The sequence below is a fragment of the Thioclava sp. NG1 genome, from assembly GCF_003122275.1.
GTDB classification, from domain to species: Bacteria; Pseudomonadota; Alphaproteobacteria; order Rhodobacterales; family Rhodobacteraceae; genus Thioclava; species Thioclava nitratireducens.
In genome coordinates this window covers 401,227-413,267 of sequence record NZ_QFBB01000004.1, presented here as the reverse complement: position 1 = coordinate 413,267, position 12,041 = coordinate 401,227, and the positions used below count along the sequence as shown (strand labels likewise).

At 64.1% G+C, this 12,041-nt stretch carries 10 protein-coding genes; 3 read left to right on the top strand and 7 right to left on the bottom strand.

Annotated features, from left to right (window positions below):
• Window positions 1-45 precede the first annotated feature (45 nt).
• From DEM26_RS10310 to DEM26_RS10290, 5 genes are all read right to left on the bottom strand, one after another.
• On the bottom strand, window positions 46-3,660 hold the full coding sequence (locus DEM26_RS10310; RefSeq protein ID WP_109172332.1) for a translocation/assembly module TamB domain-containing protein: 3,615 nt from the start codon (window positions 3,658-3,660) through the stop codon (window positions 46-48).
• The gene (locus tag DEM26_RS10305) at window positions 3,660-5,453 is read right to left on the bottom strand and encodes an autotransporter assembly complex protein TamA (protein ID WP_109172331.1); all 1,794 of its coding nucleotides are present in this window, start codon (window positions 5,451-5,453) and stop codon (window positions 3,660-3,662) included. Before DEM26_RS10305 ends, DEM26_RS10310 begins: the two co-directional genes overlap by 1 nt.
• Window positions 5,454-5,566: 113 nt before the next feature.
• Complete coding sequence (locus DEM26_RS10300; RefSeq protein ID WP_075776662.1) at window positions 5,567-6,091, bottom strand: isopentenyl-diphosphate Delta-isomerase; 525 nt, start codon at window positions 6,089-6,091, stop codon at window positions 5,567-5,569.
• Window positions 6,092-6,229: 138 nt separating this feature from the next.
• Window positions 6,230-6,742 (bottom strand): protein-export chaperone SecB, encoded by a 513-nt coding sequence (gene secB / locus DEM26_RS10295; RefSeq protein ID WP_075776663.1) that lies wholly within the window; start codon window positions 6,740-6,742, stop codon window positions 6,230-6,232.
• A gap of 59 nt (window positions 6,743-6,801) precedes the next feature.
• Window positions 6,802-7,326 carry an FxsA family protein gene (locus DEM26_RS10290; protein ID WP_075776664.1) on the bottom strand — a complete coding sequence of 175 codons (525 nt, stop codon included), beginning with the start codon at window positions 7,324-7,326 and terminating at the stop codon, window positions 6,802-6,804.
• A gap of 118 nt (window positions 7,327-7,444) precedes the next feature.
• Here DEM26_RS10290 and DEM26_RS10285 point away from each other — a divergent pair, with 118 nt between their 5' ends.
• From DEM26_RS10285 to DEM26_RS10275, 3 genes are read left to right on the top strand one after another with little or no spacing between them, the layout of a single operon-like run.
• Window positions 7,445-8,104, top strand: coding sequence for a Tim44/TimA family putative adaptor protein (locus DEM26_RS10285; RefSeq protein WP_088719992.1), 660 nt, complete (start codon window positions 7,445-7,447; stop codon window positions 8,102-8,104).
• 5 nt (window positions 8,105-8,109) lie between these two features.
• On the top strand, window positions 8,110-8,994 hold the full coding sequence (gene mltA / locus DEM26_RS10280) for a murein transglycosylase A (protein ID WP_233243068.1): 885 nt from the start codon (window positions 8,110-8,112) through the stop codon (window positions 8,992-8,994).
• Entirely contained in the window at window positions 8,991-9,584 is a 594-nt protein-coding gene (locus DEM26_RS10275) for a Smr/MutS family protein (RefSeq protein ID WP_088735540.1), read from the top strand. The genes mltA and DEM26_RS10275 overlap by 4 nt, the downstream gene beginning before the upstream one ends.
• On the opposite strand, the gene DEM26_RS10270 is transcribed toward DEM26_RS10275, so the two are convergent.
• Together DEM26_RS10270 and hslU are read right to left on the bottom strand one after the other, a co-directional pair.
• Complete coding sequence (locus DEM26_RS10270; protein WP_109172330.1) at window positions 9,581-10,672, bottom strand: alpha/beta hydrolase; 1,092 nt, start codon at window positions 10,670-10,672, stop codon at window positions 9,581-9,583. The genes DEM26_RS10275 and DEM26_RS10270 overlap by 4 nt on opposite strands.
• A 60-nt stretch (window positions 10,673-10,732) precedes the next feature.
• The gene (gene hslU, locus DEM26_RS10265) at window positions 10,733-12,040 is read right to left on the bottom strand and encodes an ATP-dependent protease ATPase subunit HslU (RefSeq protein ID WP_075776669.1); all 1,308 of its coding nucleotides are present in this window, start codon (window positions 12,038-12,040) and stop codon (window positions 10,733-10,735) included.
• Window position 12,041 lies beyond the last annotated feature (1 nt).

Sequence of the window (12,041 nt, the reverse complement as noted above, 5' to 3'; positions counted from 1 at the left end):
GGTTTCACTTATTTCCCGGGGCGGAAATGAAGCGAAACTTATCGCTCAGTAGTTCTTCTCGAAATAGAGGCCGATCCCGCTCTTGCCGTCGGAGCCGACGGTGCCGCGCGCGGTGAGGCTTTTGGTGACATCGAGATTCAGGTTGATCTGCGAGGTGCCGTCGCCGCCCACCGTGACATCGGTATAGATATTGTCCGACAGGTATTTCCCGACCTTGAGCTGGGTATTGCCCTGCGCATCGGTCGAGACGTCGAAATCGTCCAGCCCGAAATTCTTCCGCAGCTTGCCGATGATCCCCTCGCCACCCTTGCCGGCGAGCGTCGCGACCGCCGAGGCCAGTTGCGCCGCCTGCAGAGGCGAGAGATTGTCAATCGAGCGTCCGAAGATAAGCCGTGCCAGAACCTCGTCCTGCGGCAGTTCCGGAGAGGAGGTGAAGGTCACCTTCGGCTCGTTCGCCTGTCCCTGAATGTTGATCGAGATCGTGTAGTCGTTCTGCGTCGTGGTCGCGGTGAAGTCGATATAGGGCACCAGCGCGCCCTGCAGCGCGATCCGGCCCTGATCGAGCGTGAAGCGTTGCCCGAGAATGTCGAGCCGTCCGCGCACGAGCGAGAACTGCCCGATCGGGATCACGTTCGACGTGGTGCCCGAGACCCGCAGCGAGCCGCCAAGTTCCGCATCCAGACCGCGGCCGCGCACGAAGATGCCGCGCTCCGAGGCGATGGTGACGTCGAGCGGATACGACGGGCCCGAAGCCTTGGCGCCGCCGCTCGCATCGCTCTGGCCGTTGTTCAGCAGGTTGGCGCGCTTGAGCGTCTGGCGCACCGCGCCGCTTTCGCCGACATGCTCGATCCCGGCGGGGACCGAGGCGCCGCCGCCGACGCCCGAAGACGGCACCCGCAATTCGGTATCGCTCAGCGTGATGCGCCCGGCGATCTTCGCACCGCCCGCAAGCGGCCCATCCATCGTGATCGTGCCCGAAGCGCGCGTGTCGTAAAGCTCCGGATCCTTCAACCGCGCGCGGTCGAAACGGATCGTCAGGTTGCCGTTGTAGGGCGCCGACAGGTTGATCGGCCCGTTGACCGTGATCTGCCCGCCCGTGCCGAGCCGCCCGGTCAAACCGAGCTGCGCGGCGCCGTTCGACAGCTGCACCTGGGTATTCACATCCTCCAGCACCATCCCGAGGTTCGGAGCAACGACCTTCGTGCCATTCGCCGAGACCGTGCCCGACAGCGCCGACAGCCCCGGCTTGCCGTTCAGCCGCAGATCGAAGCTGAGCGGGCCCTGCACCGAGCGCGGCTCGATGAAGCTGTTGGCGAGCGCGGTCTGTGCCTGTCCGGTTATCGAAAGATCGGCATCGCCGAAATTCGACGCCACGCGGCCGGAGACTTTCGCATCGGTGCCACCCGGGCCGGTGCCCGAAAGGTTCAGCTGATAGCCGCTGCCGTCATCGACCACCGTGCCCGACACCGTCACCGGCCCCGGAAAGCCCGGCGCGAACAGGGCCGCATTCGCCAGACGTGCGTTCAGGTCGATCTTGCGCGACCTCTCGCCCGCCGTCCCTTTCGCCGAGACGTCGAGCTGCGGGTTGCTCAGTTTGAGGCTTTGCACCTCGACCGCGCCGTTGGCGTAGCTCGCCTGAAGGTCGAGATTGGTTGTGCCGGCCAGAAGCTTGTCGGCCTCGGGCTGCCCGATCGCGAGGGATTTGCCGGTGCCCTTCAGCTTCACCCCGTAGCGCTCTCCGTTCAGCGTCACCGTCGCATCGGCCGCCAGCGCGCCGCGATAGCCGCCGCCCAGCACCGAAAGATCGTTGGTGTCGAGCGTGGCAGTCAGCTTGCCGTCCTGGCTGGCCAGCGTGCCCTGCGCCTGAAGCGTGCCCGCCCGCGTCTGCACGTTAAGCGAATCCAGCGTCACCCCGGTCTCGTCGCGTTTGGCAGAGATCGCGATCTCCGACCGACCCGCCAGCGCACGATCCGCCTGCGGCTGGTCGATCGAGACGTCCTGACCGACGAGGTTGAGATTGGCGTCGAAGGCGCCGCTGAGGACGGTGTATTTCCCCGCGACCGTCATCCGCGCCGAACCGCCGAGCTTGCGCCCCGCCAGATCGGACAGCATCGCGAGGTTGGAATGGTCGATCTGCGCCGCGCCCTCGACGGTGATACCTTCGCTGATATTGTCGATCGTCAGGTTCGAATTCAGGCTGTAACCGGTGCCTTTCAGCGCCAGTTGCGACAAGCGCAGAGGCTTGTCCTGCTGCCACGAGAACACGGTGCGCAGAGTTACGGCGCTGCCGGCCGCCGCGCTCAGCTTCGGGTCGGAAAGCTCCAGCCCGTTGATTCCCAGCAGAACCGTGCCACCGACCGAGGGTGGCGAGGCCTGCCGGATACGGCCCGAGCCCGAGAGATTCGCGGTCAGCATCTTTGTGCCATCTTCGCGGCGCAGCTGGTTCAGGCGGCCCGAGAGTTTCCAGCCGTCGCCCTCTGCCTTGTCATAGCCGAGGTCCAGCTTGCCCGATTGCACGTAGGTTTTCGGCCCCGAGATCGGAAGCAGCACTTCCTGCCCGTTGCCCAGTCCGAGGTCAGCCTTCAGGTCGAATTTCACCGGCATGTTGGTCGCGCCGATCTGCGCCGAGCCGTTCAGCTGCAGCGCGCGCGATTTAAGATCGAGCGTGTTGAGCGTGGTCTGCCCCGAAGCCGTGCGGGTGCCATCCGCGACCAGCGCAACCTCGTTGCCGAAGAACTCGTGGTAATCGGGTGGCAGAAGCGGGCGGATATCGCCGCCCAGCGCGACGGAGAATGTCGTGACCGGCGGACTGCCCGCCGGGGCGCCGTCGGGCGTTTTGCTGCCTATGGAGACCTGCCCCGCCAGACGCTGCTGGCCATCGGTGCTCAGCACGATGTCGGAGGTGAAATCGTCGAGCGGCCCGCTTCCGGACACTGCAAGCGTCATCGCCGGATTGCCCGGCAGGCCGATCTTCTGGACGATGATGCCGTTCTTGCCCTCATCAACCAGCAGATCGAGGCCTAGATCGCGGGTGCCGTTGTCGTAAGACGCGGTGAGGGAGAATTTGCCCTTCTTGGTGTCGATCCGGGTGATATCGAGCTTCGCCTTGCCTTCGCCGCCTGCGAGCGACATCGACCCGGTGACCTTCACCGTCGCCTCCTGGCCGAGGATCGGCTCGCCGAGGATCACCTTCTGCGCGTCGATCTTGCCGATCTTCACCGAGACCGGGAGGTCGGGAAGCTGGAAGGGCTTGGCCTCCGGGCTGGGGGCTGTCGAACTGCTCTGGGATGTCGGCAGGCGTGGCAGGTCGATCTCGGCGGCGGAGAGCTCATCGATCTCGATCTTGCCGGTCAGCAGCGCCGAGCGGTTCCATTGGATCGCGCCATCCTTGATCGTGATCCATGCGCCATCCTTGTCGGAAATCGTCAACTGATCGAAGGTCGCGCGCGAACTCAGCGCGCCCGAAAACCCGTCGAGCCGCACGGTGCGCCCGGCGCCCGAGAGGTTATCCTCGATCAGCCCCGTCAGGTAAGAGCGGTCGCGCTGCGTCTGCTGTTCTGTCGCGGCCCCTGCCCCGTCCGCAGCTTGCGGCGAGTTGTCCTGCGCCGCAGCCATCAGAGGCGTCAGGCAGAAAGCGAGAAGGATGGCGAAACGTTTCATCAGAAGGCCTGCCCAATACCGATATAGAGTTGCGCCCCCGATCCGGTGCCGCCCGAGACCGGGAAGCCGACGTCGAGACGGATCGGGCCGATGCCCGTCTTGTAGCGCAGGCCGAGACCTGCGCCTGCCTGCGAGCCCGATTGCCCGCCGCCTGCGACATAGCCGTAGTCATAGAAGGCGACCGCGCCAATCTTGTCGGTGATGCCGATGCGCGCTTCACCCTGGAAACCCACGAATTCGGTGCCGCCGGTTTTCAGCGTACCGCCTTCGAGCACTTCAACGCCGAGCGACTGGTAGGGCTGGCCGCGCACGGTGCCGCCGCCGCCCGAGTAGAAAAGGTAGTCGCGCGGGGTGTTTTCGAGGTTCGAGCCGTAGACGCCGCCCAGTTGCACGCGGCCCGCCAACACGAAGCGATCGTTCTGCCCGAAGCCCTTATAGGCGCGCAGATCGCCCATGACCTGTGCCCCGGTGCCGGTATCGCCGCCGATCCCCACGAAAGGCGTCACCCCGGCCTGAATGTAATAACCTTTGGTCGGGTCGAGCGCGTTGTCGCGATCATCCCAGGTGAGTTTTGTCGGCAGATAGACCTGCCGGAAATAGGTCTCGCCGGAATCGTCGGTCACCTTGGACCAGCCGTAATTGATCGAGACGTCGCCAGTCAGCTTGTCGTTGAATATCCGTGTCAGACCGAAGCCGATATCGAAGGCGTTCTCGGTGTAATCCTCTTCGTTCTTCTGGCTGATCTCGGTGGTGATGTAGGCGCTGGTTTCCGGGTTGAAGGTGGCCGGGCGGTCGATCCGCGCGCCGATCGAGTAATCCGTGCCGCCCGTCGCGCCGCCGATGCCCGAAATGCCCGCATCCACGCGAAAGCGCTCGCCGCCGCCGAAGAGGTTTCGATGCAGCCAGTAGCCGTTGAGGCCGAGCCCGTCGCTGGAGCTGAGTTCCGCGCCGAGGCCGATCTTGCGCTTCTTCTGCTCGACCACGGCGAGATTCACGTCGAGACTGTCATCGGGGTTGAGCGTCTTCGCCTCGGTAATCGCGACAGAGGAGAAAATCCCGGTGCGCTGCAGCCGCGACTGGACCTGATCGAGCTTCTTCGGATCATAGACCTCGCCCTTGGGGAAGCCCGCTATCTCGCGCAGGCGTTTCGTGCGCAGGCGCTTGTTGCCGGAGGTCTCGAGCCGGCCGAAGGTTACCAGCGGCCCCGGAGCCAGGCGCACATCGGAGGCCAACTGATTGGCACGGTGATCCGCGACGATGTTCTGATAGGAGACTTCGGCCTTCGCGTGACCCGCATCGCGCCAGCCGGTCGTGGCGGCGCTCGCGGCATCGACGATCACGCCCGATTTCGCGACCTTGCCGACCTTGTAGCCCTCGGGCAGATCGGTTTTCGGCGCGACCGGCGCGATATCGGCGCGCGAGAAGGTGAATTCGGGGCCGGGCGTCACGGTTACGACGACGTTGTTCACCGTAGAAGGCGCATCGAGCGGCGGGATCGAGGCCGCCTCGCGCCCGTCAAGCTTGATCGACACGGTGCCGGAATAGCGCCCCTCGCCGAACAGCGCCGAAACGATACGGTTGTAGTCGGCCCGCGCCTCGGCAAGCACGTCCTGCGCGTCCTTGCTCTTGTCGTCTGCGGATTGCGCCAGAAGCGACGCGCCCTTGATCGTGTTGCGCAGATCGTCGGATGCGCCGGGAGTATTGAACTTCAATGAATATGCGAGTGCCGGGGTCGCGAGGATCGCAAGCGCCGCCACGCTCAGATGAAATACTCGGATGGTCTTCGGTCCCATTACTCATGCCCCCGCCCAATCGGAAGCAGAGTTACAGGTAAGCGAAGTGAAAGCTAGGGCAAGCGCGGAATTCCGCGTAGCATCTGAAGGTGATCGGCAGAAATCCCCGCCGCTCAGCAGATCAGTGCGGGCAGAATGCGGGAGACATGTTCTTGCATGTAGAACCGCAGCCAGCGCGAGAACCGCTCGGGATAGCGTTTCACCTCCGCACCGAGATCGTAAAGGCTTAGCCAGCGAGTCTCCGAGACAAGCTCTGGATCGGGGGTCACGGTAAGGCCACGCTGCGCATAGGCGATGTAGATGTCGGTCACCTCGTGCTCGATCAGGCCGTCGCCGATATCCATGCGGTATTCGATACGATCTGCATGAGCGGGATAGAGCCCATCGATGCCCAATTCCTCGCGCAGCCGCCGCCGCGCGCAGGTTTCGGGGCGCTCCCCCCAATCGGGATGGCTGCAGCAGGTATTCGACCAGAGACCGGGGGCTTGCAGGCAATGCGTCGAGCGCTTCTGCAGAAGAAGCTTTTCGCCATCCATGACAAAAATGGAGACCGCCCGGTGGCGGAGCCCCTCGCGATGTGCGTCCATCGCGTCGACGGGGGCGAGCGCGCCCCCGATCCATGCCTGAATCTGGCCCATGAGTCCTCTTTTGCATCCGGTGATCCCGCCCGGCTTGCAGGCGGGTCACGCAGTGCAAAATGGAGCCGTGACCGGACAGAGTCACGGCGTCAGCTTGTCCCTGAGGCACGATGCCGCGCCCCAGGCCTGCTTGACGGATCAGGCCGTCGTCGGCGCCTCGGTCTGCTGACGGCGCGCCAGTTCGTTGCGATAAAGCGCGACGAAATCGACGATCTCGAGATTGAAGGGCGGGAAGCCACCATCGCGCGTCACGTCCGAGACGATCCGGCGCACGAAGGGGAACAGCTGGCGCGGGCATTCGATCAGCAGGAAGGGATGCAACTGATCTTCCGGCACGCCCTCGACGTGGAAAATGCCGCCGTAATCAAGCTCGAGCAGGTAAAGCGTCGCCCCGTCGGATTTGTTGTTCGCGGTGATCTTGAACTTGGTGATCACCTCGTACTGGTTCTCGACGCTGCGCTTCTTGGCGTCGAGCGAAACCTGCACCTGCATCTCGGGCTGGATGTCGCTGGTTTGCACGCCCTTGGTGGCGACATTGTTCTCGAATGACAGGTCGCGCGTAAATTGCGCGAGGATGTTCATGCGGAGCCCTTGTTGCTCTTGCTGCGGATCCGCGGCGCCGTTGGTCTCGCCATTTGCTTCGTCAGTCATCGACCTCTCCCAAAATTAATTGTGCGAGGTTTAGCACCGGCTGGGAGAAGCCTCAATTCTCAATGACGCGTCCAGCCGGACGGCCCGTCGGAGGGCTTGCCGTTCGGGTGGTCGCGATGGGTCATTTCCTCGACCTCGTCAGCGTCGAGGATCTCCGGATCGCGCGGACGGCGCGGCGCATCGCGGCGGGGGTCGTACTGGTTTGACCGGTAGGCGCCGCCCATCTCGAAGCGCTGCACCTTCACCCGGCTGCCCACGGCCTTCATCAGCGCGTCGCGAATGCCAGGGATCAGCAGCAGGATACCGACCGTATCGGTGAAGAAGCCCGGCGTCAGCAGCAGCACCCCGGCAACCAGAATCATCGCACCATGCGCCAACGGCCGCGAAGGATCGCGCAATTCATTGAGCGAGCTGCGCAGATCGTCGAGCGCCCGCGCGCCTTCCCGACGCACCAGCGACGTACCGACGATCGCGGTCAGCAACACGATCCCCAGCGTCGGCCAAAGGCCGATCAGCCCGCCCACTTGAATGAACAGACCGATCTCGATCAGCGGCACGGCCACAAAGGCCAGAAAGATCCACATGGCATCCTCTTTTATCGCGTCTTCCGGCAAGCTGCGCCGGTGGACTTGAACTGGTTGACGCCTTACATAAGTAGCGATTGACCTAGAAACAAACACGAAGCCAAACACAGGGGTCTCGATGTCCGGTGCCGTCATTCAGCTTATCGTCCTCGCGGCGATTGCGATCTTCCTGATTTTCAAGCTGAAAAGCGTGCTCGGGACCCGTGAAGGCTATGAAAAGCCGATCGCGCCGGAAACGCCCGCGACGCCCGCACCGAAGCGTGACTTCGACGTGATCGAGGGCGGGCCTGATCACGACATCATCGATCATGTTCCCGAAGGCTCGACCTCCGCCGTGGCGCTGGCCGCGATGAAGCGCGTCGAGCCCAGCTTCTCGGTGTCGCAGTTCCTGCAAGGCGCACGTGGCGCATATGAGATGATCCTGATGGCCTTCGAGACCGGCGATCTGGAAAAGGTGCGCCCCTTCCTGTCGCCCGAAGTCTACGAGGCCTTCGAAGGTGCCGTGGAAGCGCGCAAGGAGAAGGGCCTCGACGTTCAGGCAGAATTCCTCGGCCTGCGCGAACTGGTGCTGAGCAATGCCGATTTCGACCATTCCACGAACGAGGCAGAGGTGACCGTGCGCTTCGGCGCAGAAATCATTTCGGTGGCGCGCGATGCCTCGGGTGAGGTCGTCGAGGGCGATCCCAAGACGCCGCGCAAGCAGCGCGACATCTGGACATTCGCACGCAAGATGGGTGCGAAAGACCCGAACTGGCAGCTCGTCGCCACGGGCGGCTGAGGCCAGTGCTGTCCTTCGAAGATATTCCCGGCTGGGCCCGGGACGATCACGCCGCCGCTTGGGCGGCGTTTTGCGTTACGGCCGATCTCTACGGGATGGACACCGCCGGGCTGGACGACGCCCGAGCCGCTTTCGAGACCTATTTCGCCCCCTATGAAATAGCGCCAGAGGGCGCTGCCCATTTCACTGGGTATTACGAACCCGAACTGCCCGGCGCGCGCGAGAAATCCGACCGCTTCGCCTGGCCGCTTTATGCGAAACCGGCTGAAATAGGGTCTAATTCGCCTTGGTACACCCGCGCCGAGATCGCCGCAGGCGATCTGCTGGCGGGGCGCGAGCTGGTCTGGCTCGAGAGCCCGATCGAGGCCTATCTCGCGCAGGTGCAAGGCTCGCTGCGGGTGCGGTTTGCGGATGGCGACAGCCTGCGGCTCGGCTTCGACGGCAAGAACGGGCATCCCTACCGCTCTATCGGCAAGGAGCTGATCGCGCGCGGCGCGGCCCCGGCCCAGGAGATGACGCCCGAGTTCATCCGACGCTGGGCCGCCGAGAACCCCGATCAGTTGCAGGAGCTGCTGAACCACAATCCGTCTTTCGTGTTCTTCCGGGTGCTGGATATCCCGGGCGATACCGGCCCCCTGGGCGCGATGGGGCGTCCGGTGAGCGCAGGACGCAGCCTCGCGGTAGACCCCGAGATCGTACCGCCGGGCAGCCCGGTCTGGATCGACTGCCCCGGCTTCGGGCAGCGGTTGATGGTGGCGCAGGATGTGGGCTCTGCGATCAAGGGCGCGGGACGCGGTGATCTCTTCATCGGCACCGGCGCGGATGCCGGGCGCATCGCAGGCGCGATCAACACCAAGGGCCGGATGATCGGCTTGCGGAGGCGCGCATGAGCCGCAAACGCAAACTCAGCCCCGAGGAGCGCGCGCTTTGGGATCGCGTGGCGGCGACCACCGAGAATTACCGCCCCAAAAAGGCCGATCGAGCCGAATTAGAGTCTTTTCTTGCGCCCAAACCCAAGCCGAAACCGAAGGCCGAAGGTCTACGCAGCTTCGAGCTGGGTCAGCACGCAAAGCCTTCGTCCAGCCGTCACGATCTGGCCCCGGAGCCGGGCGAGCATCTTGCGCGCCAACCGGTCACGATGGACCGCAAGGCGCATAAGGCGATGACCCGCGGCAAGCTGAAACCCGAAGGGGTGCTCGACCTGCACGGGCTGACTCTGGCCGAAGCGCATCCCGAACTGATCCGCTTCATCCTGAATTCGCAAAGCCACGGCAAGCGGCTGGTGCTTGTGATCACGGGCAAGGGCAAGCGGGGCGACGATGACGGCCCGATCCCGCGGCGCGTCGGCGTTTTGCGCCATCAGGTGCCGCACTGGTTGCGGATGATGCCGCTCGCGCCCGCCGTCATGCAGATCAACGAGGCACATCTGAAACATGGCGGCGCGGGTGCCTATTACGTCTATCTGCGGCGAATGCGCTAACCGCCCGAGATCGGCGCGAGGATGATCTGCGTCGTATTCTCGACCGTCAGCACCACCGCATCGCCCAGCCCCGTGCGCCCGAACTGTTCGACCTCGAGCACCTCGGCCACTTTCTGCGCGCTGTCGAGAAGCCGGATCAGCGCAGGCGAAGTGACGACGTTGAAATGCCCGTCGCCGGTGTTGAAGGCCGAGACGTTGATCAGCGTCACCTTGTAATGCGCGATGCTGGAGACGTCTTCCAGATTGCCCAGCCGGTCGCGCTTGCCCGACAGCCGCGCCGATAGTTGCAGCGCGCGATCCTTCGCGGAGGTGAAGATAATGAACGGCTGCGGCAATGCACCGATCGCGTCGGCCTGCGTCTTGAACACATCCACCGCAATGTCCGGCGAGATCAGGACCACCCCGGAAATCGTCGAAAATCGACCCTGTTTATGCGCAATCGCCTCCTGACGCAGCACCTCCATCACCAATTCCGAGCCCAGAGAATGCGCTACGATCAGGATGCGTTTCGCCCCCGCCGCGTTCAGATCGTCGATCAATTCCTCCAGCCCGTCGCGCGCGAAGAGCACCGAGTCCCGGTCGTAGGCATAGCCCAGCACATTCGCCCGCGACGGCCAGGAGTAATGCACCATCACGCCGGGCAGATCGAAATCCGCGCCCATCTGCGCCATCCGGTACAGGCCTTCGGCGAAGGAGTTGTTGAAACCGTGGACGAACAGCACCGCCTGTCCGTCATGTTTGCGCAGCGCCGTGCGCAGCTCCGACTGGAAGGCGGATCGAGGCATGTCGATCTCGGATTGTGAGACGAGGAACTGCTTATGGGGATCGACCGGCGCAGTGTCGGTCAACGGATAAGAAATTTCGGCCACCTTGCGATCCGGCGGTGTGGCGACATCGAACCGCGCGAGCCGCAGCTGCTGACTGCGCGCGGTGCCGAAGGGCTGGCCGGTCTGCGGGTCAGGCGCCCGTGTCGAGCCCACGAAAATAGACCGCGCATCGGCGACCGGGTGATCGAGATAGGCAAGCCGCCCGCGCGGTGCGCAGGCGGCCAAGCTCAGCATCAAGATTACGATCAGAAACCGCGCCATCGCCCGTGCCTTGCATCATCCCGCAGGAGGATACCAGAGCGCGCGCGGGGTGCCAGTGCCCTAGAGGACGTAGCGGCTCAGATCGGTGTCGCGGGTCAGATCGCCGAGCTCTTTCTCGACGAAACCCGCGTCGACGGTGACGCTTTGTCCGCCACGGTCGGGCGCGGTGAAGGACAGCTCCTCGAACACGCGTTCCATGACGGTATAGAGCCTTCTGGCGCCGATATTCTCGACCGAGCGATTGACCTCTGCCGCGATCCGGGCGAGCGCCGCGATACCGTCCTCCGTGAAGGCGACCTCGACCTCTTCGGTCTTCATCAGCGCCTGATACTGCCGGGTCAGCGCGTTGTCGGTCTCCGACAGGATGCGCGTGAAGTCCTGCTCGGTCAGCGCCTGCAACTCCACGCGGATCGGCAGACGACCCTGCAATTCAGGCAGCAGGTCGGACGGCTTTGCGATATGGAACGCGCCCGAGGCGATGAACAGGATATGGTCGGTCTTCACCGGGCCGAGCTTGGTCGAAACGGTCGTCCCTTCGATCAGCGGCAGCAGGTCGCGCTGCACGCCTTCGCGCGAGACGTCGGCCCCGCGCGCATCCGAGCGCGCCGTGACCTTGTCGATCTCGTCGATGAAGACCATGCCGGAATGCTGAACGGCTTCGAGTGCCGCGGTCTTCACCGTCTCGTCGTCCAGAAGCTTGTCGGCCTCTTCCGAGATCAGCACCTCGTAGCTTTCCGAGACGGTCATCTTGCGCCGCGTGGTGCGGTTGCCGCCGAAGGCTTTGAACAGGTCCTGAAGCCCCTGCATCTGCTGCTCCATGCCCGGCTGACCGCCCATCATCCCGAGCGGCATCCCGCCGGACTGATCGGCCACGTCCAGCTCGATGATCTTGTCGTCGAGCTCGCCGTCGCGCAGCTTCTTGCGGAACATCTCGCGGGTGCTTTCGCGCGCATCGGTGCCGGCAAGCGCGGCGATCACGCGATCCTCGGCGGCTTGATGCGCCTTCGCCTTCACCTCTTCGCGCATATATTCGCGGGTCTGCACCATCGCGACATCGGCCAGGTCGCGGATGATCTGCTCCACGTCACGGCCGACATAGCCCACTTCGGTGAACTTCGTCGCTTCGACCTTCAGGAACGGCGCGCGGGCCAGTTTCGCCAGACGGCGCGAGATCTCGGTCTTGCCGACACCGGTCGGGCCGATCATCAGGATGTTCTTCGGATAGACCTCTTCGCGCAGATCGTCGGGCAGTTGCTGACGGCGCCAACGGTTGCGCAGCGCAACGGCGACGGCGCGCTTGGCGTCTTTCTGGCCGATGATGAAACGGTCGAGTTCCGAGACGATTTCGCGGGGGGTCAGATCGGTCATG